Source organism: Pseudoalteromonas sp. QJM3NY_12 (assembly GCF_056173165.1).
Window position 1 is genome coordinate 221,180 of the sequence record NZ_CM149661.1, and the last position, 26,016, is coordinate 247,195.

22 protein-coding genes and 1 riboswitch are annotated in these 26,016 nt (G+C 42.1%); of the genes, 13 read left to right on the plus strand and 9 right to left on the minus strand.

The window, feature by feature from the left end:
• The first annotated feature begins 65 nt into the window (after nucleotides 1–65).
• Nucleotides 66–959 carry a bifunctional GNAT family N-acetyltransferase/hotdog fold thioesterase gene (locus tag AC0VZ5_RS01085; protein WP_475473836.1) on the plus strand — a complete coding sequence of 298 codons (894 nt, stop codon included), beginning with the start codon at nucleotides 66–68 and terminating at the stop codon, nucleotides 957–959.
• Nucleotides 960–1,012: 53 nt separating this feature from the next.
• Here AC0VZ5_RS01085 and AC0VZ5_RS01090 read toward each other — a convergent pair whose 3' ends face one another.
• From AC0VZ5_RS01090 to dapA, 5 genes are all read right to left on the minus strand, one after another.
• Nucleotides 1,013–2,044, minus strand: coding sequence for a phospholipase A (locus AC0VZ5_RS01090; protein ID WP_055012465.1), 1,032 nt, complete (start codon nucleotides 2,042–2,044; stop codon nucleotides 1,013–1,015).
• A 184-nt stretch (nucleotides 2,045–2,228) separates the two neighbouring features.
• Entirely contained in the window at nucleotides 2,229–3,350 is a 1,122-nt protein-coding gene (locus AC0VZ5_RS01095) for a succinylglutamate desuccinylase/aspartoacylase family protein (RefSeq protein ID WP_138606707.1), read from the minus strand.
• Between the two features lie 5 nt (nucleotides 3,351–3,355).
• A complete protein-coding gene (locus AC0VZ5_RS01100; RefSeq protein ID WP_475473839.1) occupies nucleotides 3,356–4,561 on the minus strand; it encodes a PLP-dependent decarboxylase in 1,206 nt (401 codons plus the stop codon).
• Nucleotides 4,561–5,301, minus strand: coding sequence for a 2,3,4,5-tetrahydropyridine-2,6-dicarboxylate N-succinyltransferase (locus AC0VZ5_RS01105; protein WP_475473841.1), 741 nt, complete (start codon nucleotides 5,299–5,301; stop codon nucleotides 4,561–4,563). The genes AC0VZ5_RS01100 and AC0VZ5_RS01105 overlap by 1 nt, the downstream gene beginning before the upstream one ends.
• A 15-nt stretch (nucleotides 5,302–5,316) precedes the next feature.
• On the minus strand, nucleotides 5,317–6,201 hold the full coding sequence (gene dapA / locus AC0VZ5_RS01110; RefSeq protein ID WP_178954618.1) for a 4-hydroxy-tetrahydrodipicolinate synthase: 885 nt from the start codon (nucleotides 6,199–6,201) through the stop codon (nucleotides 5,317–5,319).
• 127 nt (nucleotides 6,202–6,328) lie between these two features.
• A riboswitch (Lysine riboswitch) is annotated at nucleotides 6,329–6,508 on the minus strand.
• 187 nt (nucleotides 6,509–6,695) lie between these two features.
• On the opposite strand from dapA, the gene AC0VZ5_RS01115 reads away from it, so the two are divergent.
• The 6 genes from AC0VZ5_RS01115 (at nucleotide 6,696) to AC0VZ5_RS01140 (ending at nucleotide 15,123) form a co-directional block, all read left to right on the plus strand.
• Nucleotides 6,696–7,394, plus strand: coding sequence for a DNA-3-methyladenine glycosylase I (locus AC0VZ5_RS01115; RefSeq protein WP_138606699.1), 699 nt, complete (start codon nucleotides 6,696–6,698; stop codon nucleotides 7,392–7,394).
• Nucleotides 7,395–7,402: 8 nt separating this feature from the next.
• A complete protein-coding gene (locus AC0VZ5_RS01120; protein ID WP_475473848.1) occupies nucleotides 7,403–8,812 on the plus strand; it encodes a protein adenylyltransferase SelO in 1,410 nt (469 codons plus the stop codon).
• A 321-nt stretch (nucleotides 8,813–9,133) separates the two neighbouring features.
• Nucleotides 9,134–10,195 (plus strand): OmpA family protein, encoded by a 1,062-nt coding sequence (locus AC0VZ5_RS01125; protein WP_138606695.1) that lies wholly within the window; start codon nucleotides 9,134–9,136, stop codon nucleotides 10,193–10,195.
• 252 nt (nucleotides 10,196–10,447) lie between these two features.
• Nucleotides 10,448–13,045: a bifunctional aconitate hydratase 2/2-methylisocitrate dehydratase gene (gene acnB / locus AC0VZ5_RS01130; RefSeq protein ID WP_464710485.1), complete on the plus strand. Its 2,598-nt coding sequence runs from the start codon at nucleotides 10,448–10,450 to the stop codon at nucleotides 13,043–13,045.
• 199 nt (nucleotides 13,046–13,244) lie between these two features.
• On the plus strand, nucleotides 13,245–13,877 hold the full coding sequence (locus AC0VZ5_RS01135; RefSeq protein WP_464710483.1) for a 2OG-Fe dioxygenase family protein: 633 nt from the start codon (nucleotides 13,245–13,247) through the stop codon (nucleotides 13,875–13,877).
• 10 nt (nucleotides 13,878–13,887) lie between these two features.
• Nucleotides 13,888–15,123 (plus strand): cysteine desulfurase-like protein, encoded by a 1,236-nt coding sequence (locus AC0VZ5_RS01140; RefSeq protein ID WP_464710480.1) that lies wholly within the window; start codon nucleotides 13,888–13,890, stop codon nucleotides 15,121–15,123.
• 71 nt (nucleotides 15,124–15,194) lie between these two features.
• On the opposite strand, the gene AC0VZ5_RS01145 is transcribed toward AC0VZ5_RS01140, so the two are convergent.
• Entirely contained in the window at nucleotides 15,195–15,899 is a 705-nt protein-coding gene (locus AC0VZ5_RS01145) for a 2OG-Fe(II) oxygenase (protein WP_138606689.1), read from the minus strand.
• 30 nt (nucleotides 15,900–15,929) lie between these two features.
• On the opposite strand from AC0VZ5_RS01145, the gene AC0VZ5_RS01150 reads away from it, so the two are divergent.
• The gene (locus AC0VZ5_RS01150; RefSeq protein ID WP_055012471.1) at nucleotides 15,930–16,328 is read left to right on the plus strand and encodes an acyl-CoA thioesterase; all 399 of its coding nucleotides are present in this window, start codon (nucleotides 15,930–15,932) and stop codon (nucleotides 16,326–16,328) included.
• Nucleotides 16,329–16,335: 7 nt separating this feature from the next.
• Here the strand turns inward: AC0VZ5_RS01150 and glpD are convergent, their stop codons facing one another.
• The 3 genes from glpD to AC0VZ5_RS01165 form a co-directional block, all read right to left on the minus strand.
• Complete coding sequence (gene glpD / locus AC0VZ5_RS01155) at nucleotides 16,336–17,838, minus strand: glycerol-3-phosphate dehydrogenase (RefSeq protein WP_464710474.1); 1,503 nt, start codon at nucleotides 17,836–17,838, stop codon at nucleotides 16,336–16,338.
• A 14-nt stretch (nucleotides 17,839–17,852) separates the two neighbouring features.
• The gene (glpK, locus tag AC0VZ5_RS01160) at nucleotides 17,853–19,358 is read right to left on the minus strand and encodes a glycerol kinase GlpK (protein ID WP_138606685.1); all 1,506 of its coding nucleotides are present in this window, start codon (nucleotides 19,356–19,358) and stop codon (nucleotides 17,853–17,855) included.
• Between the two features lie 168 nt (nucleotides 19,359–19,526).
• Nucleotides 19,527–19,769, minus strand: a complete 243-nt coding sequence (locus AC0VZ5_RS01165) for an HP1242/YdcH family protein (RefSeq protein ID WP_138606683.1) — start codon at nucleotides 19,767–19,769, stop codon at nucleotides 19,527–19,529.
• 249 nt (nucleotides 19,770–20,018) lie between these two features.
• On the opposite strand from AC0VZ5_RS01165, the gene AC0VZ5_RS01170 reads away from it, so the two are divergent.
• The 5 genes from AC0VZ5_RS01170 to astD all read left to right on the plus strand — a co-directional run bounded on the left by AC0VZ5_RS01170 (nucleotide 20,019) and on the right by astD (nucleotide 25,969).
• Entirely contained in the window at nucleotides 20,019–20,600 is a 582-nt protein-coding gene (locus AC0VZ5_RS01170; RefSeq protein WP_109875692.1) for an anthranilate synthase component II, read from the plus strand.
• 47 nt (nucleotides 20,601–20,647) lie between these two features.
• A complete protein-coding gene (locus AC0VZ5_RS01175) occupies nucleotides 20,648–21,808 on the plus strand; it encodes an HDOD domain-containing protein (RefSeq protein WP_475473853.1) in 1,161 nt (386 codons plus the stop codon).
• A gap of 369 nt (nucleotides 21,809–22,177) precedes the next feature.
• Nucleotides 22,178–23,383, plus strand: coding sequence for an aspartate aminotransferase family protein (locus tag AC0VZ5_RS01180; RefSeq protein WP_008108435.1), 1,206 nt, complete (start codon nucleotides 22,178–22,180; stop codon nucleotides 23,381–23,383).
• A gap of 84 nt (nucleotides 23,384–23,467) precedes the next feature.
• Nucleotides 23,468–24,484: an arginine N-succinyltransferase gene (astA, locus tag AC0VZ5_RS01185; RefSeq protein WP_055012478.1), complete on the plus strand. Its 1,017-nt coding sequence runs from the start codon at nucleotides 23,468–23,470 to the stop codon at nucleotides 24,482–24,484.
• Nucleotides 24,485–24,499: 15 nt separating this feature from the next.
• Nucleotides 24,500–25,969 carry a succinylglutamate-semialdehyde dehydrogenase gene (astD, locus tag AC0VZ5_RS01190; RefSeq protein WP_475473856.1) on the plus strand — a complete coding sequence of 490 codons (1,470 nt, stop codon included), beginning with the start codon at nucleotides 24,500–24,502 and terminating at the stop codon, nucleotides 25,967–25,969.
• The last annotated feature ends 47 nt before the right edge of the window (nucleotides 25,970–26,016 follow it).

Genomic DNA, 26,016 nt, shown 5'->3' on the forward strand with positions numbered 1-26,016 from the left:
GAGTATGGTGTTTTTCACAAAATGCACAGCGTAATATTTTTACATTTTTAATTTATGGAGTCTGTATGTTTCAAGTGAGCACCCCTCAAAGTAGTGAAGACTGGCAAGCCTATTATCAATTACGCTGGCAAGTTTTACGTGCACCATGGGGCGAACCTCGTGGTTCTGAGCAAGACGATTTAGAGCAAGAAGCTGAACACCGCTTTATTAAAAATAAAGCAGGTGAAGTACTGGGTGTGGCGCGTTTGCACTTTAATAATCAGCAACAAGCTCAAGTACGTTATATGGCGGTTGCAGAGGGTAACCGTAATCAACATATTGGTAGTCGCTTATTACATGAGCTAGAAAAAATAGCGTGGAATCAAGATGCTGATGAATTAGTGCTGTTTGCACGCGAACGTGCCCTGGAATTTTATCAGCGCCATGGCTACGAAAACAAAGAAAAGGCGCATTTAGCCTATGGTGATGTTCAGCATTATAAAATGGTTAAGCTTAAGCCGAGTGAACCAGGTTGGTTTCGTCACCCTAATTGGACTCAAGTACTGCAAAATACATGGCGCGAATCAATCCCTATTAGTGATGCAATGGGGATAAAAGTAGAAAGCTACACTGATTGGCAATTTACTACTCGTGCAGATTTAAATGCTAACTTAAACTTACACAACACCATGTTTGCAGGCTCTATTTATAGCCTAGCTACACTAACGGGTTGGGGAGCAACGTACTTAGCATTAAAAGAAGCCGGACTTGAGGGTAATATAGTGTTAGCCGATGCTAATATTAAATATTTAAAACCACTGAATACCGACCCTAAAGGCTGTGTTGATATTCAAACCTGCAAAGGTAACTTAATAGAGTTACAAGAGGCGGTTAAGGCGAGCTATTTAGTGCCAGTAACCATTTTTGATGGTGATCAAATAGTTGCTCAGTTTGAAGGGCAGTTTGTGGTTAAAAAGTAATAAGAATAAACGAAAAAGCCAAGCGAGTTGCTTGGCTTTTTTATTAGCGGTTATTACAGTAAGTCAGTCAGTAATATACCGACACCAAAGCGTTCAATATCGGCGTTATAGTCTATTAAACTCTCACCATAGCCATTAAAGTACTGCGCATAGCCGCGTACTCTTCCCCATAGAGGGAATGACCAATCAAGCTGAATTGCCCCGCGGTTATCTGAATTTAAATTATTACGAGTCATAAAACTAAATTCATGATCGTGAAAGCGATACGCGCCACCAAATTCAAAGTAACCCATGTATTTATAGATATCAGGGTTATCGTCACCTCGTGCATCTAACGGCGCAGGCTTTTCATTTTCAGGAATGCGGTACCAAGGCTTAAAGCTAAATACAAAGCCGTCATTTTCCCAAATGAAATCGGCATAAATACGGTTCCAAGAACGCGAGTTTGGCTGACTACGGCCATTAGATTGATGCGAAATACCAATGGCTATTGCCATTTCATCGCCCCATAAAACGTTTTCAGGGTCTAAGTAATTAATCCAGAAAATTTCTGGCTCGTAATTAGTTTCTCGAAAGGGAGAAGAAATATCGTCGTTGTATACTTGCCAGTATGACTGCAGAGTAAAGCCAAAAAATATAGCTTGGTCTGAGTCGGCAAACTCATCATACAAAGGTACTTTAATTGATAACTGATATTTAGCTTCTAGGTTATCGAGAGGGTCGCCATCTTTTTTATCGGTTAATTCTGCAAATCCATCAAACGGACGAGTGTTTGGGTTCGACATATATGAAACCGGTAAAATATAATTACGTTTATGCGGCGTAATTACATTACGATTCTTTTTGCCAACCGCTTCACGGGCTTGGCGTTTATCGATAGCTGTTAGCTGCTTGCTTTCTTCAACTGCAGAGCATTTTTCGCGCAATTGATCGAGGGTTTGCTTACCGTCTCCACCTATCACTTCATTTAATATACATTGTTTAACCAGCTCAAGTTCATTGTTTTGCTCGTTTTTTGCTGTTTCTTCAGCAATAACAGCAGTACTTAGTAATGTTGAGAGTAGTATCCAGTGGCGCCAACTCATTATAATTCCTTTGTAAGTGAGGGAAGTAACAGATTTGTTTTGATTATAACGCATTTTTAACACGTATACGGTGAATTTGTCCTGAACTTTAATAAAGCAAAAAGAAAAGCGACCTAAGTCGCTTTTACTGGATAACTAGCTAATAGCTCGCTAGTTAGACTCTCACGCAATGAGAAGGGGTGAGCTAAAGCTCAAAAACGTTTGTAAAAAACTTATAAAGTTCAGTTCCTTGGTTCACACTAGCTGAGGCAAAATGCAATATCGCAATTGCATCAAGATCAAAGATTAATGTTTGCAGTGGTTGTTCGCTTAGGTAGCGTTCCATTCGCAGTATTTTAGCTATAGGTTCGCCCGCTTTAATGTGCCCACCAAGAGGGGCTAAGTATTCAACCATGCCACCCATAGGTGCATAGTAAGCAATATAATCATTTAGTTGGCAGCCATACCTTGTCATCACCTTTGGCTTGTAGGAGGCATCAACAAATACTTTCTTATGATTTAAATAACTTAAAATACTATTGGCATCGTCTAGTGCCGCGCTTAAATCTATTTTTTCTTGGCTTCCTAGCTCTACCGTAAAGGCTTCAACTTGTACGTTAAAATTTCGGCCTTGCTGAGCAAGTTGCTCGCTAAGTTGCCACCATGGACAAAAGCTCGCTTCATCCATTGCCCCATCAAAGTCATTAGGGATCACTAGCACATGGGGAATATTAAAGTAACGGGCACTTTCTGTGGCATATTCAGGACAATATAAGTGCTGACTAGAAATAGGGCCAGTGTGTAAATCTAAAACAATATCAGCCTGATGCGCTAGTCTTTGTAAGTTTAGCGCTATGCGTTTACCGGTTGTTAAACGATAGTCTGGGCCATTAAGTTGCTGCTCAACATCATTAATTAACGCGGTTTTAAATGCTGTTTTTAGAGCTGTATCGTCAGCGTCGCAGTATTGCTTTGCAAACTGTGATGCAAGCTGATTATTACAGTGATACATACGATTCCAATTAGTCCCCGTAATAGGATCGAATCGGCCAAGCGTAAATTCGCCCGATTTTTGATTACAGCCAATGGGGTTAGCGTAGGGGACTAAGGTAATGTCACCTTTTAAATTAAGGTTTTTTAGCTGTTCAAGTAGCTGATAAATAACCGCGTTACCTTGTACTTCGGCACCATGCATATTAGCTTGTATATACACACTTGGGCCTGTGCCATCGCCCTTTAAACGATAGACAGGAATAGTCAGTGGTAGGCCATTTGCCACTTCACCAACTACAATATTTTCCTGGCTTATAGCTGTGGTGTTATTCATTTTTATTACCTCAAGTAGTGGCTTGCATCTTCTGCTTGGCGAATACAGTTGATTTCGCCATGGTGTATAACATATTCACCGGCCAGTTCATGGCACAAAAAGTACGGCATACTTTCGGTAAAACCATAAGCACCGCATTGACTAAACACCAGCCAGTCATGTTCATTTAAATCGCTCGGTAATTGATGCTCCCCTAAGCAGTCTAGTGCTGTACATAAAGGTCCGTATAGGCTCATTGCTTGGTTTGCTGCGTTTGAATCTCGTAATAAACGCGCAGGAAAGTCTTGATTAGTAACCGCAGGGCGCAATAAGTGATTAATACCGCCGCTCATAATTACCTGCTGTTGGCCGTAGTTTAATTTGCGCTCAACCACAGGTGTGGCGTAGTGGCCGCATTCGCCAACCGCGTAACGGCCAAGCTCCATCCAAAGCTCCTTAACACCTGCATCGCGTTTAATCTTTGCAAGGGCTGCTATTAATGCATCCCAGCTTAAAGTCGGGTCATTAAGGGTGTAAGGAATACCTAAACCGCCACCTAAATCTAAAATATTCAGGTTTATATTTAAATGCTCAGCAAGTTGCCTCAACGGCGTAATCATTTGCGACCACAGATCTGCAAGTTTGTCGCTGCTGAGCATGTTACCCCACTGAAAAATATGTAGGCCATCAAAGCTCAATGCTGTGTAGGCTTTAGTATTGAGCGATTGCCATTCATCGCACCCTAAGCCAAATGGAGTAAGGCTATCACCACCAAGTGGGTTTTTATCACCCTCGGGCCAGCGTAATTGAACACGCAGTAATACTTGCAACTGGCACTGCAGGGCATCGGCTTGTTCGTTTAACCAACGCACCTGATTAAGACTTTCTGCCACAAATATGCGTACACCGCGCTCAATAAAGTGTTTAATTTGGCTTGGGCTTTTAGCAGGGCCCGTGTTGAGCACGCGCTCGCTGTTAATTCCTTGGGCAAGTACTTGCTCAAGTTCGCCTTTACTGGCGACATCAAAGTTAAAACCTGCGTTATCTAAACTTTGTATCACTTTAGATAGGGGATTGGCTTTAACCGCATACCAAAGCTTTACTTCGGTTTGCGCCACTAAGTGCGCAAGATGCGCATCTAGTGAGTCAAGGTCGTAGACAAAAAATGGAGTATCGAGTTTACTCGAAAGCTCATCAATAGCGCTTTTAACGGGCGTGCTCAAAAAGGTCATTAACGTAAAACCTCTTCAAGCAATAATGACGCGTCACTTTGCTCGTCCCGGTATTTAACAATTAAGGCACACGACATACTCAAGCCTTGATCACGGGCCCAGTCATTTGACGCAGGGCGAGAGCCTGGGATCACAATCGCGTATTCAGGGATTGCTTCGCCTTTATCAAGCTGACGCTCATTAACGCAGTCATAAACAGGGATGGTTGCAGATAAGCGAACACCAGGGGCAAGTACCGCGCCTTTTTTAACTACCACGCCTTCAACAATCACACAGCCTGCACCGATAAATGCATCGTCTTCTATGACCACAGGGCTTGCGCCAATGGGCTCAAGTACCCCGCCTAATTGTACCGCGGCGCTCAAATGAACATTTTTACCCACTTGCGCACATGAGCCAACCAATGCATGGCTATCTACCATAGTGCCCTCGTCAATGAAGGCGCCAATATTTACGTACGCAGGTGGCATAATAATAGTGCCTTTGGCAACATGTGCACCACGGCGCACACTTGAACCACCTGGCACCATGCGAACGCCTGCTGTGGCTTCAAAGCATTGCGGCGCTAGATTGTGTTTATCAACAAAGCCACCAGGAAACTCCATGTTAGTGCCGTTTTTAAATGCCTCTAAAATGCCTTGCTTTACTTCTACGTTAGCGTGCCATTGGCCGTTATCGTCTTGTGTTGCTGCGCGAACTGCGCCCGTTTCTAAATTATTTAATAGTTCTAACCAGCTCATTATAAAAACCTGTATTTAATGCCAAGATAAAATGGTGTTGTTTGCCGATGAAATGTCATCTGTGTGTGTCAGCTCAAGGTGTGTTAAAGGTGGACGTAAATGCGGACTGCTGATACGCCCTTGTAAATGCATTAACACTTTGACTGGGATAGGGTTTGCTACTGAAAATAAACTATTGATAGCGCTAGACCACTGGACAAAAAGATTAGGGTGTTGGCCGCTTAAACTGCGCTTTACAAACTCATGGGTTTGCACTGGCCATGCATTGGCTGCAACCGACACTAAACCTTTTGCACCTGCTTGGGCAAAATAAGGCATGAGGGCATCGTCACCACTAAAAATGGCTAGTTCAGGCGCTGCTTGTCGATAGGCTTCAAATTGAGAAATACAGCCACTGGCTTCTTTGAGTGCCCATAAATTTTTATGTTGTTTGAGGTTTTCAATGGTTGCAATGGGAATGCTAACCGCACTACGTCCTGGTACGTTATAAAGCATACAAGGATGAGAACTGGCATTGAGCAGGCTTTCAAACCAATGCGTTTGCCCCACTGCACCGGGTTTGGCGTACAAAGGCGAGCCAAGTAAAAAACCATGAATAGGCAGTTGGTTGCAGTAGTTAACCCATTCAAGCTGCTGCTTTAAGTTACTACCACCGACTGCGACCATAAGCGGGACGCTCGGCTCTAATTGGCAGACATGCTCTACGATGGCTTGCTGCTCTTTTAGGGTCAGGGCTAACCCTTCGCCAGTGCTACCAAGTAATAAAATGCCGTTGTTAGCGGCTTCTTGTTCGGCCACCAAGGTGTCTAAGGTTGCGTAATCAACTAGGCCATTTTGATCAAATGGGGTGATCAGCGCAGTCCATAAATGGAAATTGTTAATATTGAAGTTGTTGATCATCTCTCACGAACTTATAGGGCATTCGTCGAGTTATTGGCGGGTATTTAGGGTGCCTGACTCTTTGAATGTATTTATAATTCGAAGAGCGAATGGGCTTAAATAATAGGGCGCACGGCCTTATTATACTAAGACCAGAAGCTCTCCACCAAATATGTTATTGGTGACAGTCGCTAGGATTCAACCTAGTCGCCCGAAGTAACCTTTCACAAAAAAGTGTTACCTCTCGGCGTTAATTCCCCTCACGTATGCTCAATGGAGTTTGCGCTCCTAACATACGCTACCTGAATAACGCACCTCTTCCAGCCCTTTGCACTTGCTATTGAAAAATCAATCAGCAAATACAATGTAATAGGGTAAGTGTGGCGATTAAACCACTTTAGCCGTCTAGGTGTCAAGTGACTAAATACAGAATAGTTCATCGATAATAGCAACGGTTACGTATTGGCTGCTTTTCTCGTAAACTAGTTTCATGGTCGAAGTAAGGTATTAAGCAGATGGAAAAATTTAGCGATATTTATAAGCGTGCAGTGGAGCGAAAGGGTTCTGAAAAAATGCTTAAATTGTTACTCTCAAAACCTTTATCAACAAAGCAACTCGTCACATTAAGTGATGATGATTGGCTAGAAGAATTTACTCGGAAAGTTTTTCAAAGTGGTTTTTATTGGTCGGTGATCAACAGTAAGTGGGCCGGATTTAGAGAGGTTTTTTGGGATTTTAGTGTTGAAAAGCTATTGATGATGCCACCAGACATGTTAGAACAAAAAGCCAGTGACGAACGGATTGTGCGCAATTATAAAAAAGTAAAAACCATTACTGATAATGCGTATATGATCCACGAAGTTGCAGAGCAACACGGCAGCTTTAGTGAGTTTATTGCTAACTGGCCAAGTGAAGATATTATTGGCTTGTGGGCGTATTTAAAAAAGCATGGTGCGAGGCTGGGTGGTAATACCGGCCCTTATGCGCTGCGCGCCTTAGGAAAAGATACTTTTTTACTTTCAAGAGACGTAGAAAGCTATTTGCGTGCACATAAAATTATAGATGGTGGATTGCAAACTAAAAAGTCACTAAGTGCGGCGCAGGCATTCTTTAATGAACTGCAGCAGCAAAGCGGCTTAAGCATGCAAGAGCTAAGCTTAATTGTCGCTTATGGTGTCGGCGACAATCGCGTAGGTATCAGCCAAAAACAATAGGATTAAACATGAAATTAGTGCCAAGGTATACCGACATTGGTGAGGGGTTTGCAATTAGCGATCATCCAGCCAAGGTGACAGCGCCACAGTTATTGTTATGGAATGAGCCCTTAGCCGAACAATTTAATATACAAGTGAATGCCGATTCTCGGGCAAATATATTCAGTGGAAATGAACCTCAAGCAGTTTCTGCAGTTGCATTAGGGTATTCGGGTCATCAGTTTGGTCATTTTTCTCCACGCTTAGGTGACGGACGAGCGCATTTACTTGGCGCGATTAGTGATGATAAAAACCAGCTTTGGGATGTGCAATTAAAAGGCGCTGGCGCTACGCCATTCTCGCGTGGTGGAGATGGGCGCTGTGCATTAGGTCCCGCCATTCGCGAGTACGTAATGAGCGAAGCAATGCATGCGCTTGGCATTCCAACAACGCGTTGTTTAGCCGTGGTTGGTAGTGGTGAAACTGTTTATCGTAACCCACCTCAACCTGGCGCTATTGTAACGCGACTAGCGAGTAGTCATATTCGAGTTGGCTCATTTCAATATTTAGCTACCCAAGGCGATTTGACCAGTCTAAAAAACTTAGCCGATTTAGCCATTCAAAGACATTACCCTGAAATTAATAGCACTGGCGCCCAGCGATACTTGGATTTTCTAGCCGCAGTGATAACCAATCAAGTTAACTTAGTCGTAAGTTGGATGAGGGTGGGGTTTATTCATGGGGTAATGAATACCGACAACACCTTAATTAGTGGTGAAACCATAGATTACGGTCCATGTGCCATGATGAACCAGTTTGATTTTGATACCGTGTTTAGCTCTATTGATAAGCAAGGGCGTTACGCATTTGGTAATCAGCCAAACATGGCGAGTTGGAACTGTGCTCGCTTAGCAGAGAGTCTAATGGCACTAATAAGTGACGACGATGAGCAAGCCGTAGCAATGCTGACACCTATCATTGCAGACTTTTCGACCCAATTTAATCAGCAATTTAGCGCTATGTGGGCACAAAAGTTAGGGCTAACAATAGCTGATGATAAAGATAATGAGCTGGTGGGGGAGTTACTAGGGCTATTAAAAGAACACCAGCTTGATTATACCAATACTTTTAATGCACTCACTGAGTCGTTAAATGGGCAAGCTGAAATACCATCAGCACTTACCTCTTGGGCACAGAAATGGCAAACACGAACTAATGAGCACAGCTATCAAGTGATGCGACAAGCCAATCCGAGCGTGATCCCACGTAACCATATTATTGAAGATATTATTACTCAGTACACTACGCATGGGGATAGTGAGCTACTCAGTCGTTTTAGCAAAGTGATGTCGAGCCCTTACACAAGCCATGCGCAGGCCACTGAGTTTCAAACGCCGCCCGAAGATGATAAGAATTATCGTACTTTTTGTGGTACTTAAGTGCCACTTTTTGCATTTGAAAATGAATATAAAAGGTCATTTTTTACCACGGCGATGTTCATTCATAGAGCAAACTATGAGCGGGTGATACCATGATACCCATAAAGGTCAGTAATCGTATGGGGTTTAAAGCGATTGTTTGCTTTTTGAACTAGTCTTTGTTCAGTAACATTTTTTATGGGCTAGTTTTATTATCCTAGATATTGGAAAAATATATTTGCGTTAAGTATTGATTAACAAAGGCTCAGTTACTGTATAGGTAAGTTAGAAGGGCTAGCAATGCTTAGCTACATTTTTAGTTGTTAAAATGGGAAGAAAACAATGAAATTGAAATCACTTACAATTGCCATTGCGTTAGCTGCAACTAGCGCATCAACTTTTGCTGCCGAACAAGAAGGTTTTTACATCGGTGCGTTCGGTGACTACTACGATGCTTCGTGGAAAAACATGCGTGATCAAGCTGGCCTTGACGTTAATGAGTCAACAGGTTGGGGTGCTGAATTAGGTTACCGCTTTAATGATTACTGGAGCGCGCGTTTAGAATACGCAGACCTAGACTTTAATGCACACGACAAAGTACTTAACAACCGCAACGATATTGACGGCGAACGTTACGGTATTGATGCGCTTTACCACTTTGGCGGCGGTCCTTTTTACGGTTTATTCGGTCTGAAAGATATTGATGTTGTTGATGACAACACGTTTGTAAATGCAGGTGTAGGTTACCGACACTTTGTTACAGACAACTTCTTTGTAAATGCTGAAACCAGTGTTTACCAAGGTTTAGATAAAGGCTACACAGATGTTGGCGCAAAGTTAGGTATTAACTACTTCTTTGGCCAGAAATCAGCACCAGTAGCACCAGTTGAGCCTGCTCCTGAGCCTGTAGTTGAAGCTGCAGTAGTTGCTCCTCTAGATAGTGACAACGACGGCGTGATTGATGCTAATGACAAATGCGCCAACACACCAGTAACAGATGCAGTTGATAGTGACGGGTGCACTTTATACGAAGAGTCTAAAGTAACTACTAAGCTATTAGTCACTTTCCCACATGACTCAGCCATTGTTAAACAAAGATATTTTGATGATATAGCTGCGGTATCAAAATTCATGAAAGAGTATACAGATACAACTGTACTACTTGAGGGTCATGCTTCAGCAGTGGGTGATGCTGGCTACAATAAAAAGCTTTCTCAAAAGCGTGCAGACGATGTTGCCGATGAGTTAGTAAAAGATGGTATTTCAAGAGAGCGTATCAGTACAATAGGTTATGGTGAGGAGCGTCTTGTAAATAAAGCGAATACGGCAGAAGCACACGCAGAAAATCGCCGTGTTGAAGCGCATATATCAACCGTTGAGCGCGTAAAAGTTAAACGTAAATAGTACTACTACTTTACAAATAACCCAGCTTAGGCTGGGTTTTTTTATGGCTGTTAATAAGTATTCATGAAAGTTGATTTTATGAAATCCACTATTCATATTATTAATAATCGGTATAACTAGCTGCCTAAGTGGATGGATTTTAATCTATGCATAAAAGCTTTATAATCGAGCGTTAGAATACTATAAGTATTGGGTTATGGTTTGTTTTATAAACACTTCCGAATACTTTCACGTCACCAAGAGGGCAATACTGTGCTACAAGAATATCGTAAACACGTAGAAGAACGTGCCGCGTTAGGTATCGTACCAGCGCCATTAGATGCTCAGCAAACGGCTGATCTTATTGAGCTAATTAAAACCCCACCTGCAGGTGAAGAAGAGTTCGTACTAGAACTACTAATCAATCGTGTACCGCCGGGTGTTGATGATGCAGCCTATATTAAAGCTGGTTTTTTAGCGGCTGTTGCTAAAGGTGAAGCCGTTTCTCCACTTATCTCTAAAGAAAAAGCAGCTGAATTGCTAGGTACTATGCTTGGTGGCTACAATATCGCGCCAATGGTTGACCTACTTGATGACGAAGCGTTAGCGCCAATCGTAGTTAAGGGCCTTTCAAACACATTATTAATGTTTGATGCGTTTTACGATGTAGAAGAAAAAGCAAAAGCAGGTAATACATACGCCAAACAAATCATTGAGTCTTGGGCTGCCGCAGAATGGTTTACTAATAAGCCAGCTGTTGCTGAAAAGATCTCGGTTACTGTATTTAAAGTCACTGGTGAGACAAACACTGATGACTTATCGCCAGCCCCAGATGCATGGTCACGTCCTGATATTCCACTTCACGCACTAGCGATGCTTAAAACAGAACGTGATGGCATTAACCCTGATAAAAACGGTGAAGTAGGTCCAGTTACCCAGCTCGAAGAATTAAAAACTAAAGGCTTACCACTTGCTTACGTAGGTGATGTTGTTGGTACGGGATCTTCACGTAAATCAGCAACTAACTCTGTGCTTTGGTTTATGGGTGCTGATATCCCATTTGTACCAAATAAGCGCGTAGGTGGTGTCTGTTTAGGTAATAAGATTGCGCCTATTTTCTTTAATACAATGGAAGACTCGGGTGCATTACCAATCGAATTAAATGTTGATGAATTCAACATGGGTGACCAAATCGACATTTACCCTTATGAAGGGGTTGTTAAACGTCACGGTACTGATGACGTGATCTCTACGTTCACACTTAAATCAGACGTCATTCTTGATGAGGTTCGTGCTGGTGGTCGTATTCCACTGATCATTGGTCGCGGTCTTACAGACAAAGCACGTACATCACTGGGTTTAGGTGCAACTGACGTATTTAAAGTACCAGCAGTTACTGAAGTGTCAGATAAAGGCTTTACGCTTGCGCAAAAAATGGTGGGTAAAGCATGTAATGTTGCCGGTATTCGCCCAGGCCAATACTGTGAACCAAAAATGACTACGGTTGGCTCGCAAGATACCACCGGTCCTATGACACGTGATGAGCTTAAAGACTTAGCCTGTTTAGGCTTCTCTGCAGATTTAACCATGCAGTCTTTCTGTCATACATCGGCTTACCCTAAACCAATTGACGTAAATACGCATCATACACTTCCTGATTTCATCATGAACCGTGGCGGTGTATCGCTTCGTCCTGGTGATGGTGTAATTCACTCATGGTTGAACCGTATGTTATTACCAGACACCGTAGGTACCGGTGGTGATTCACATACTCGTTTCCCATTAGGTATTTCATTCCCAGCGGGTTCAGGTGCGGTCGCATTTGCAGCAGCAACAGGTGTTATGCCACTTGATATGCCTGAATCGATTTTGGTTCGTTTTAAAGGTGAAATGCAGCCTGGTATCACGTTGCGTGACCTCGTTCATGCCATCCCTTACTACGGTATTAAAGAAGGGCTATTAACGGTTGAGAAGAAAGGTAAAATCAACGAGTTCTCTGGTCGTATACTAGAAATTGAAGGAGTTGAGCACTTAACTGTTGAGCAAGCATTTGAACTATCAGATGCATCAGCAGAGCGCTCAGCAGCAGGTTGTACTGTTAAGCTTTCTAAAGAGTCGATCAGCGAATACCTTGAGTCTAACATTGTTATGCTTAAGTGGATGATTTCTGAGGGTTACGGCGATGTTCGTACGATTGAGCGCCGCATTACAGCAATGCAAGAATGGCTAGCTAACCCAGAACTAATGGAAGCGGACAAAGATGCAGAGTACAAGCATGTGCTTGAAATCGACTTAGCTGACATTAAAGAGCCAGTACTGTGTGCGCCAAATGACCCTGATGATGCGCGTTTACTATCTGACGTAACAGGCGAGAAAATTGATGAGGTATTCATCGGTTCTTGTATGACTAACATTGGTCACTTCCGCGCCGCGGGTAAATTACTCGATGGTTTTACAGGTCGTATCCCAACACAGCTTTGGGTTGCACCACCAACGAAGATGGACAAAGACCAGCTTACGGACGAAGGTTACTACGGTATCTTTGGTCGTGTTGGAGCACGTATTGAAACGCCTGGGTGTTCACTGTGTATGGGTAACCAAGCACGTGTTGCAGATAAAGCAACTGTTGTGTCTACCTCAACACGTAATTTCCCTAACCGTTTAGGTACAGGCGCAAATGTGTTCTTAGCTTCAGCAGAGCTGGCAGCAGTAGCGGCAATTTTAGGTAAATTACCTACTCCGGCTGAGTACCAAGAATATGCAGCGAAAATCAATGCAACGGCAGCAGATACCTACCGTTACTTGAACTTCCACCGTATGCCTCAGTACACTAAAAAAGCAGACAACGTAATTATTCAGCAAGCTGTATAATTAATAGAGTTTGAATGAAAAGCCCGCTTCGGCGGGTTTTTTATCGTTTAAATTTAATTTGGATTATTCATGCTTTAATAATCTTATATTGAATTAAATTTAATTATTATTTGCTTTTGAGTTGGATAATAAAGCAAAAAATCCTCGCTATATGCATTAAAATCCCTGCCAATATTATCATTATTATAAGCAGGATTTTATGACCGCATTAAACAACCAGAATTTACTGCAACTTCGTTTTATTAACCAAGCCAACATTGATTTGGTTAAGCCTTCTTTTGATAACTTACCTGCAAACCCATATGCAGATGGTGCGTTTCGCAAACGCCGTTATTCAGTAGTTAAACTACAAAATGATGAGCTCAACCTTCAAGCGACTAAAGCGTTTGTGCAAGACGATTCAATTAATACCTTTCAAGGTAATGTTGAACGTACTTACGAAAATTTAGAGCAAAGCTTGCTTGAGTCTGAGGGTATGAAAAATATTGTTAGCGAATTTTGTGCGATTACCGGTATTGATGTAGATCGTGATATTGAAATTCACCAATTTAGAATGCTTGCGATTGATAGCGACACGCCAGCAGCCCCTGAAGGTGTGCATCAAGACGGGTTTGACCATGTATGCGTATGTGGTGTTTCTCATGAAAATTTAGAAGGCGGTGAGCTATTGGTTTATGAAAACCAACAAGCAGAACCGTGTTTTAAAATGGAAATAAAAGACGGCATGTTTGCACTAATTAATGATCGTCAGGTATGGCATAACGCCACGCCAATGAACAAAATTGATGCCAATAAACCAGGTTACCTGGATTGTTTTGTACTAACTGCTTAAGAGAAATAAAATGAATTTAATGCAATTGCGCGCGCAATTTCCCGCTTTAATGCAAACGGTTGATGGCAAGTCACCGGTGTTTTTAGATGGACCAGGTGGCTCACAAGTACCACAACCGGTACTCAGTGCCATGACTGCTTATTTAGGGCATTATAATTCAAACTTGGGCGGTGCGTTTTTCTCAAGTGACAAAACGGTTGAACTGATGGCTAATGCGCGTCAAGCGGCGGCTGATTTGTTAAATGCCCCTAGTGCACAAAATATTGTATTTGGCCCTAATATGACCAGCCTTACGTTTAGCTTCAGCCGCGCGATTTCACGCAGTTGGCAAGCAGGCGATGAAATTATTGTGACCAATGCAGATCATTTTTCAAATGTATCGTCTTGGCAGCAAGCCGCTGAAGATAAAGGTGCAGTGGTTAACACAGCGCTAATTAACGAAGCCGATTGCAGTTTAGATATGGCGCATTTTGAAAGCTTATTAAACGCTAACACTAAATTAGTTGCCGTTACGTATGCCTCAAATACCACTGGCTCTATTAACAATATTAAACGCATTATAGAGCTTGCGCACAATGTCGGTGCATTGGTGTATGTTGATGCTGTGCATTATGCCCCTCATGAACTAATCGATGTGCAAGCATTAGATTGTGACTTTTTAGCGTGTTCTGCATATAAGTTTTTTGGTCCGCACTTAGGTATGGTATACGGTAAAGCTTCGCACTTAGAAGGGTTTACACCTTATAAAGTAGAGCCAGCGAAAGATATTGCTCCTGGTCGTTGGGAAACTGGTACCCAAAGTTTTGAAGCACTAGCGGGCTTTATTGCGGCGGTTGATTACATTGCGGCAATTAGCGAACTTGATGACAGTCACTCACGCCGAGAAAAACTGCGTGTTGCGTTTGAAAAAACGAAACAACACGAGATGGCGCTTAGTGAATACTTTTTAACACGCCTGGTTAATTACCCGCGTATTAAATTGTTTGGTATTGATGACTTAGCTCGCTTAAGTGAGCGTACCCCTACGTTTGCACTGACCTTTGAAGGGTTAGAGCCTCGCCAAGTGTCTGAATTTTTGGGCAAACAGCATGTATGTGTATGGGATGGTAATTTTTACGCCCAAGGTTTATGCAAACAACTGGGTGTGCTTGATAAGGGCGGCGTAGTACGCATTGGTTGCATGCACTACAACACTCTAGAAGAAATGGACACGCTATTTAATTTGTTTGATGAGCTACTAGGTTAATCTCTTATTTATTCAATACTTTTTAAAGCCATAAGTAAAAATTACTTATGGCTTTTTTATTGGCTGATTACCTAGCTTTGTGGCGTTCCATATATTTGCTCTGCTCGATTAAACAAAACCCATGAGGTTAAAATATACTTATCATTTGATACTGGCTTATTGCCTCTATGTGTATGCGTGAAATATCCTGGAGCAACCACCATGCTGCCTTTTTTAGGGGTTATTTTACGATTTTGATAATAAAACTCGGTTTCTCCGCCTTCTTCAACATCATTTAAATAAAACATAAATAACAATACCCGGTGCAGGGCTTCATTATGTTGTAACTGCGGATACACCTCACTATGCCAATACGGGTAGCCCCCTTTATTGACCTCATATTTTTGTGCTTGAATATTACCGAGCCTAAAAATTTGCTGCACCAATAAAGGAAGTTGTGGTTTACCTACTTCGTCATAATTGGCATGAGTCAAATCTACCGGCTGGCCTGTTTTTGGGTGATACACTTTTAAGCCAAATGCCCCAATCATCATAAAAATATGTTCTTCAATGTATTTAAAAACATACTGTGCAGTGGTTTGTTGAATATGTTTTAATTGTTCTGCGTATTCAGGATGATTGTTTAAGTGCAGGTCGTGGCTATCTTTTTTATTAAGATCAACGCCGCCCGATGTCATCCCTTGTTTAATATGCGGGCTTTGAGAAAAGGTAGTGATAAAGTTATCACAAAAGTCACTGCTGAGCGCGTTGTCATACACGCGGATAAAGTCCGTCATGAGTTACCTGTTTAATTATTATGGATTATTATGTTTACTGAAAAAGTGATGCCGCGCTTTAGCGAAACGGATGCACTCGGACACATCAACAATACCGTACTCCCAGTTTGGTTTGAAGCAGCCCGAGTACCTATTTTTAAATTTTTTACCCCTGATCTTAATCCTCACAATTGGAAGTTAATTATTGCTAAGGTTGAAGTGTCGTTTGTCGGTGAGCTATTTTATGCTCATGAGGTGACAATTAACACTAGCATAGAGCAGATTGGTAATAGCTCATTTGTGATCCGCCAAGAAGCCTGGCAGCAAGATAAGTGCTGTGCAATTGGTAAAACTGTCATGGTGCGATACGATTTTGCCAGCAAAACAAAGCAAACGCTTTCGGCTGATGAAAAAGCTGCATTAACACAGCACCTTGTTGCCACGAGTTAATCGCAGTTTAGTTGTGGCAAGCAGGATGTTTAGTTAAATATTGCGCCAGAGCAATGACTTGTTTTTCAGTAAAGCGTAGTCCGAGCTTAGTTCTGCGCCACAATATATCTGCGCTGCTTTTTGCCCATTCATGGTTTACTAAGTAATCAACTTCTTTTGCATATAAGCCATGGCCAAAGTGATAACCTAAATCGCCGATTGCTTGACTTTTACCCAATAATTGATAACTAAGCGTACCATAGCTGCGAGCCATACGTTTTAAGGTGTCGATTGGCAGCCAAGAATAGCTGCTTTCTAACTGTGCGATAAGGTATGCTTGGTTACTAAAGTCGCCACCTGGTAAAGGGGTGTCTTTCGTCCACGAGCGACTCAATTTTGGGTAAAGGGGCGCTAATTTATTAACGGCATTTTCTGCAAGCTTTCTATAGGTGGTAATTTTGCCACCAAATACGCTTAATAATGGGGCGTGATCAGCTTCATTATTTAATATCAGTTTGTAATCGCGGGTGACCGCTTGGGCATCTGTTGATTTGTCATCTAACAGCGGGCGCACGCCACTAAACGTGTGCACAATATCCGCTTTGCTTATTGGTTTTTTAAAGTAATGATTAGTAATACTGATCAGGTATTCGATTTCTTGCTCACTAATTTTTACATCAGCAATATCGCCGGAATAATCTTCATCAGTGGTGCCAATTAGTGAGTAATCTTGCTCATAAGGAATAACAAATACAATACGGTTATCCTCGTTTTGTAAAATATAGGCAACCGGCTGGCTATGAACTCGAGGCACCACAATGTGACTGCCTTTTACAAGGCGAACAGTATGTGGTGTGGGCTGGGTAAATACATCTTCAAATAATGACGCGACCCAAGGGCCTGCAGCATTTACAACACTTTTAGCCTTAATATTTAGGTGTTGCTTGCTAGCTTGCTGCTCTAAAATTACATCCCAATAGTTTGCGTTACGGGTGGCTTTAATACAGCGCGTGCGTGTTGCAATTGTGGCGCCCAAGTTATGCGCTGCTTGTGCGTTTAAAATCACTAAGCGCGCGTCATCAACCCAGCCGTCTGCGTATTCAAAGCCTTGGGTGATGCTGCTTTTAAGTACGCTATCGCTGTTAAACTCAATCGCCTTTGAAGGGGGTAAAGTATTACGCCAGGCTAGATGGTCATAAATAAATAACCCCATGCGAATCATCCATGGCGAACGCAAATGTGCTTGGTGCGGCAGTCGAAAAGACAGTGGCCACATAATATGCGGTGCTTTTTTTAACAGTACTTCACGCTCACGCAAGGCCTCTCTTACCAATCTAAATTGATAATTCTCTAAATAGCGAAGCCCGCCATGAATAAGTTTGCTGCTATTAGAAGAGGTAGCAGAGGCTAAATCGTTCTGCTCACATAAGAGTACTTTTAAGCCACGACCACTAGCATCGGCTGCAATGCCAGCGCCGTTAATACCACCGCCAATAATGAGTAAGTCATATTCGTTGTCGTGTGCGCTCATAGATTTCCCTGTGTTTAGTCACTCTCGTCGTCAGTACTATTAGAAAGTCTAACTTGTGCAATGCAATGTAGCCACTTTGCGTATAAATCGTTGCGCTCTTCACTGCTCATGGTTGGTTCAAAGCGACGATCGCTTTTCCACATGTTGGCAAGCTGCGCAGTTGATTCATACACCCCAGTTTGCAGCCCTGCTAAGTAGGCAACCCCCAATGAAGTGGTTTCGGTTAAGGTTGGGCGTTCAACGCTTGCGCCTAAAATGTTAGCTAAAAATGCCATGGCCCAATTATTGTTTGCCATGCCGCCATCAACCCTTAAAATACTAGGACGAAGCCCGTCACCCTCCATGGCTTTTTGTAAATCTTTGGTTTGATAACCCACCGACTGCAAGGCAGCTGCCACAATAGTACTAATGCCTGAATCTCGGGTTAGGCCTAAAATAGCGCCTCTTGCATTTGCATCCCAATAGGGCGCCCCTAAGCCTGTAAACGAGGGCACTAAAAACACCCCATGATCTAAGGGAACACCTTTGACAAGGGCTTCACTTTCACCTGCGTTTTCTAATAGCTTTAGGCCTTCTACTATCCACTGCATGGTGGCACCCGCCATAAAAATGCTGCCTTCAATTGCATAGGTTGGTTTTCCGTTGAGCCGATATGCAAGAGTGGTTAATAAACGATTACTTGATTTTAGTGCTTTATCGCCAGTGTTAAGCATTAAAAAGCAGCCCGTGCCGTAGGTGCTTTTTGCCATACCTTCTTCAAAACATGCTTGACCAATTAAAGCCGCTTGCTGATCGCCAGCAATACCACAAATAGGAATTTCACTACCGAACAACTCGCTGCTGGTTACGCCAAAATCAGCCGCTGAGTCCATTACCTCAGGTAACATAGCCAGTGGAATATCAAATAAAGCCAGTAATTCTTCATCCCAGCATTGCTGATGAATATTAAACAGTAAAGTTCGTGAGGCATTAGTGGCATCGGTTTTGTGCACTTTACCGCCGGTTAATTGCCACAATAAGTAGGTATCTACCGTGCCAAATGCTAGTTCACCTGCGTGTGCTTGCTCTTTAGCGCCAGTGACGTTATCTAAAATCCAACGAACTTTGGTTGCAGAAAAATAAGGGTCGAGTACTAAACCGGTTTTATCATTCACCATTTTTGTATGCCCAGCATGGCGTAAACTATCGCAATATTCACTAGTGCGTCGGTCTTGCCATACAATCGCGTTATATATAGGTTGCCCAGTTTTTTTATTCCACACTAAAGTGGTTTCTCGCTGATTAGCAATGCCGATGGCAATTATGTCGGCGGCAGTTACTTGTTGCTGCGCTAAGAGGTTTTTGACGCTGGTTAATACAGTTTGCCAAATATCTACTGGGTCGTGTTCAACCCAACCATTTTTTACAAAATGCTGAGGGAAGGTTTGTTGAGCACTCCCTATCACCTGTGCATCTTTGGTATATAAAATAGCCCGAGAGCTTGTCGTTCCTTGATCAATCGAGAGTAAGTATTTAGCCATAAAAAATAACGTTGTTTAATTTAGATAAAGGTAGCTTGTCTTTAAGCTAAACGAATAGCAATGTTTTTGCACCATAATGGTTAAAATTATAGATTCGCAGAGGGTAGGACAGGGAAATGATAATTAAATTTTGGCGCCTATTATTTAATAGACGCCAAGCAATAGTGATTAATTAGTACTCGTTAATTGTTGATGTAACCAATCTTTTAATACCATTCTGCCGTGCTTTAGCTGCTGCATAGCTTCGTCATCGATAGGTGAGTCTTGTAGTTCAAGTACCCGAATTTCTTTATCGATTTCATTGTATTGTTTTGCTTTAGTAGCAAAGTTTTCATCATTTGCATTGAGTTTTGCAATTGTTTGCGTGTAATCAGGAAAGTCTTTAGTTAATGAATGGTCTTCGCCTAACATAGGTTACTCCTTGTTTATACGTATTTAATGCGCTGTTGGATAATGCAGGTCACTTTACTGATAGACAGTTTGTAACTACTGAATTACTCATATAATAGAGCTTGGGCTGATTTAAAATAAATCAACCATTGCTGATTGTAAGCGAGCTATTTGTATTAGCTGAGCTGCAAAACACTGACACCTGCAAAGCCTTCAGTTAGAATATGCATGCAATAACCATCCGCCTAATTACTTTGAGTACTTTAATACATGCTTTTAATGATCGATAACTACGACTCGTTTACCTACAATTTGGTACAGTATTTTCAACGATTAGATCAAGAAGTGGTAGTAAAACGTAACGACCAAATAACGCTGAGCGAAATTAAACAGTTAAACCCCGATCATATTGTGATTTCTCCAGGCCCTAAAAGCCCAAGTGAAGCGGGAGTATCGTTATCTGTTGTAGAGCAATTTAAAGGAACTTATCCTATATTAGGTATTTGTTTGGGGCACCAAACCATTGCTCAGGTGCTAGGTGGTAAGGTGGTGCGCGCTAAACAGGTTATGCATGGAAAAACATCGCCAATTTATCATCAGCATCAAGGTATGTTTAAAGGTTTACCCAACCCGCTGACAGTGTGCCGCTACCATTCTTTAATTGTTGAAGCACACTCATTGCCTAAAGAACTAGAAGTAACAGCATGGACACAAAGTAAAACTGGGCTGCGTGATGAAATTATGGGATTGTTGCATAACGAGCTTGCACTTGAAGGCGTGCAGTTTCACCCTGAAGCAATTTTGACCGAGCAAGGCTTAGCCTTACTTGATAACTTTTTAACGCGCTTCTAGGCTTATACCTGTAAGCTATTTTCCTTTTTTGCCTTAAGATAGAGTTTATGACCGATACATTGCAGCAACAGCGAATTGTTAACGTGCTACACCAACGAGCGCATGATTTGCTACTGGGTCATAGTTTTGCTAATCAGCAAATAGGCTTTATTCATACCTTAGACCTCAATGACGGTAAACCCGTTAAAAAGCGTACCTTATTAGAAGTTGAAGTGGCCGCTCAGCAAAAGCGTCAACAAAAAAGTACTTCACATCAAAAGTTACAGGCAAAAACCAGTCAAAAATTACATACGGTTATTGAAACCGTGATGGCCAAACGTCTTGAAGACATAGATTTAGTCATCAAAGACACTGTTGGTATAGATGATAATGTGCCCGCGATACTTGATATTCTTGCAACACGCGCGGCATCGGTCGGTCGTTTAGAGCCGCTAATTAACGATTTAAACTGGCTTGGACGAGAGCTGGTTACCTTAGTTAATTTACCTTTTTATCGTAAGCAACGCAGTAAAGGCACCTCAGTCAAAGTAGATACCCCAGCATTGGCATTACGTTATTTAGGCTTAGACAACCTGCAACTGGTAGTGCCTACTTTTGCAGTGCGCCATTGGATGCCAAACAGTACTGCACCATTTCCGCTATTAAAGCGCAGGTTAAAAGACAATACTATGTCATGTGCTATTGCGGCACAAACTCTAGCGCAGCTTAATGGGTTAAATCCCATGCATGCATTTACCTTAGGCATGTTATTAAATGTGGGGCAAATTGCCTTAGTGCGCTTATACTTAAAAGTGTTTGAGCAAGTATGGCAACGCAAAATACAGCGTGCTCGTGAAGAAGGTGACAAAAACCTACACACTGCGTTGTTGGAGTTAAAACCTGACCCGCTATTTTTAACGACATTGCTGAATGAAAAATCACTGCTTGTTAGCGCCAAGGTGATTGAAACCATGTCATTTAAATACTTACCCTTTAACACTGTTATGCAGCAGTTAGTGAATGGGACAGAAAAAGGTGAAAGCTTATTGCCATTATCGCAAGTAATTTTAAAAGCTCGCTGCTACTCTCAGTACTTAAATTTAAAAGAGCACCAGCTTATTGAAGACGATGAATTACAAAGCTGGTTTAGCTATTATAAGTTTACAAAAAAAGAGTTAGAGACCTTACAAACAGCTAATTTTACTAATTTGGCACTTCAAATCGATTAAATCTGTTAATTTTTTTCGACTATTCATTCACTTTAATTCTACTTATTCATGTGCAGTTGGTTTATAAGCGCTATGCTTTTTTCGTTGTAGAGGCGCTGACTAAGGTAAATGCACATCATTACTAGCTCTCAAATAGTTATTCACTATCTATGAAATAATATCTTAAGCCCTTTATTTTAAAGGGGTACATGAAAGTTTTTGAAGAGACATAACCCTAAATTTCTGAAATAATGAGCGCCTGAAAATTGAACCACAACGTAGTTTCAGGCAAATACATAGCTATTATTTTTTGCCGACACATTTGGTTATTAACAATAATCACACCCCTATTCTACTGCTTTGTGATGCACACAATTAAGAGGAAATAAAATGACAGTCAATCGCGAATTATTTGATCACGTAATGGTTCCTAACTACGCACCTTCAAGCGTAATTCCAGTTCGAGGCGAAGGTTCTCGTGTATGGGATCAACAAGGACGAGAGTTTATCGACTTTGCTGGTGGTATTGCCGTTAACTGTCTTGGCCACTGCCATCCTGCATTAGTGGGTGCATTAAAAGAGCAGGGCGAAAAAATTTGGCATTTATCAAATGTAATGACCAATGAGCCAGCACTTCGCTTAGCTAAAAAAATGGTTGATGCGACTTTTGCAGAAAAAGTTTACTTTGCAAACTCAGGCGCAGAAGCAAACGAAGCGGCACTTAAATTAGCGCGTCGTTTTGCGCTTGATAAATTTGGCGCAGAGAAGTCGCAAATTATCGCCTTTAATAAAGGTTTCCACGGTCGTACTTTCTTCACGGTTACTGTAGGCGGTCAAGCGGCTTACTCTGACGGTTTTGGCCCTAAGCCAGGCGACATTGTTCATTGTGACTACAATGACCTTGCCGCATTTGAAGCGTTGATTAGCGATAACACCTGTGCAGTAATGATGGAGCCAATTCAAGGCGAAGGCGGTATTATCTCACCAACTGACGAATTTGCTCAAGGCGTTCGTGATTTATGTACTAAGCACAATGCATTGCTTATTTTTGATGAAGTGCAATCAGGTGTTGGTCGTACGGGTGAGCTATACGCATACCAAGGCTTAAACGTAGTACCTGACATTTTAACTTCAGCAAAAGCACTTGGTGGCGGTTTTCCAATTGGCGCTATGCTAACAACCACTGAGATTGCACAGCATCTTAAAGTAGGTACTCATGGTTCTACTTACGGCGGTAACCCACTAGCCTGTGCAGTTGCAGAAGCCGCATTTGATACAGTGAACAACCCAGAAGTATTAGCGGGCGTTAAAGCAAAAGCGGCGTTATTTACCGAGCTACTTAATGCGATTAACGAAAAGTACCATGTATTTAGTGAAATTCGTGGCCAAGGTTTATTAATCGGTGCCGTAGTTAATGAGCAGTACAAAGGGCGCGCTAAAGAGTTTTTAGTAGCCGGTACTGAGCATGGCTTAATGTCACTTGTAGCGGGTGCTGATGTGGTTCGTTTCACTCCATCTTTAGTAATACCAGAAGCTGATATTCGCGAAGGTATGGCACGCTTTGAAAAAGCAGTAGCCCACGTTGTAAATGCGTAATTGCTAATTCAACTTCTTTAGGGGCAAACGTAGTTTGCCTTGCAGTTCCTATTTACCGTTATATATAAGGGAGTAAGCGGATTCATGATGATCCTTCGCCCAATCCAAAAAAGTGATTATGCAGCTTTAGTAACCATCGCCGACGAGTCGGGACATGGCTTTACTTCTTTGCCTAATAATGAAGAGTTATTACAAAAGAAGATAGCGCATTCAGTTAACTCATTTACAAAAACGACATCACAACCAGGTGATGAGGGTTACTTATTTGTTCTTGAAGATACTGAAACTGGTGAAGTAGTTGGTACTTCAGGTATTGAAGCGGCAGTTGGCTTAGATGACGCATTTTATCACTATCATTTGAGTAAAGTGATTCACTCTTCGCGCACGCTAGATGTATATAAAGCGGTAGATATTCTCACCCTTTGTAATGACTACACTGGGGCTACAGAGCTGTGTACGCTGTTTTTAAAAGACGGTTATCGTAAAAATTGTAACGGTAAGCTGCTTTCAAAAGCACGCTTTATGTTTATAAAACAGCACCAGCAACGCTTTGCACAAACCGTTATCGCAGAAATGCGTGGCGTATCTGACGAAAACGGCAGTAGCCCGTTTTGGCAGTGGCTTGAAGAGCACTTTTTCTCAATGGATTTTCCAACCGCAGATTATCTGACGGGAATTGGCCAAAAAGTGTTTATTGCTGAGTTAATGCCTAAATACCCAATTTACGTCAACTTATTGAGTAAAGAAGCGCAAGCGGTTATTGGTCAAGTACACGATAATACGCGCCCAGCTATTCAGTTATTAAAAAGTGAAGGCTTTACTTTTAATGGTTACGTCGACATTTTTGATGCAGGCCCAACCGTTGAAGCAAAAGTAGATAACATTGCTACTGTACGTAATGCACAAAACTTTAGTGTTGAAATTGGCGAAATGACAGGTGATACCATGGTATTGCTAGCCAATGATAAGCTTGAAGACTTTAGAGCAACCGTTGTTCCTATGGCATTTGATTCGCGTTCAAACAGCCTTGTGCTTACGCAAGAACTTGCTGATGCATTACATTTAAAATCGGGCGACTTTGTTACTGCTACCCCAGTTTAATTTAGGAGAAAGTATATGACTCATCCTGCACAATTTATTAATGGTCAATGGTCGCAAGGCCAAGGCACAGAATTTAACTCAGTTAATCCTGCAAATAACGACGTTATTTGGCAGGCATCAGCTGCAAGCGCAGAGCAAGTAGATAGCGCTGTAGCATCAGCACGTGAAGCATTTTACAGTTGGGCTGATAAAAGCTTTAGTGAGCGTTTAGAGATTGTAAAAACCTTTGCTGCAACATTAAAAGAGCACAGCGAAGATCTAGCGGTTGCTATTGCACAAGAAACAGGTAAACCACTTTGGGAAACACGTACTGAAGCGGGCGCCATGGTAGGTAAAATTGCCATTGCTGAAAAAGCATTTTTAGAGCGTACTGGTGATGTTGAAAACGCTATGCCGCAAGGTCGTGCGATGATCCGTCATAAGCCACATGGTGTTGTTGCTGTATTTGGTCCTTACAACTTCCCTGGGCACTTACCAAATGGCCACATTGTACCTGCACTTTTAGCCGGTAATACTGTGGTATTTAAACCATCTGAACTTACACCTATGGTGGCTGAGCTAACCCTTAAACTATGGGAAAAAGCCGGTTTACCTGCTGGGGTAATTAACCTAGTTCAAGGTGAAGTAGAAACAGGTAAAGCATTGGCGTCACACAAAGGCATTGATGGTTTATTCTTTACTGGATCTTCACGTACGGGTCATATTTTACATGAACAGTTCGCAGGTCAACCAGATAAAATTTTAGCGCTTGAAATGGGTGGTAATAACCCGCTAATCGTTAAAGATGCAGAAGATACTCTTGCTGTAGTGCACGATATTGTGCAATCTGCGTTTATCTCAAGCGGCCAACGTTGTACCTGTGCGCGTAAATTGTTTTTACCAACAGGCGCTAAAGGCGATGAAATTTTAGCGCGCTTAATTACAGCGACTAAAGCAATTAAAGTTGGTAACTACGACGACGCTGACCAACCGTTTATGGGTTCAATGATCTCAGCGGCCGCTGCTGCTGGTATGGTTAAAGCGCAAGACGAGTTAAAAGCCATGGGTGGTGACGTGTTAGTTGAGCTTGAGCATACAGCTAACACCGGTTTTGTTACACCGGGTATTATTGAGTGCACAAATATTAAAGACTTCCCAGATGAAGAGCACTTTGGTCCACTTTTAAAAGTATTCCGCTTTGATGACTTTGACCAAGCAATTGATAAAGCAAACGACACTAGCTTTGGTTTATCAGCAGGTTTATTAAGTGATAACCAAGCTGATTACGACCATTTCTTACGTCGTATTCGTGCGGGTATTGTTAACTGGAACCGCCCAATTACAGGTGCATCAAGTGCTGCACCGTTTGGTGGCATTGGTGCCTCAGGTAATCACAGAGCAAGCGCCTATTACGCTGCCGATTACTGTGCATACCCTGTTGCTTCTGTGGAACTTGAAAAAGTAACCATGCCAGCAACATTAAGCCCAGGCTTAAAAATAGATTAAGTGCTCTGAGCATTAGGGTCTGTTGACCTTTGCGGATTTAACCTTGT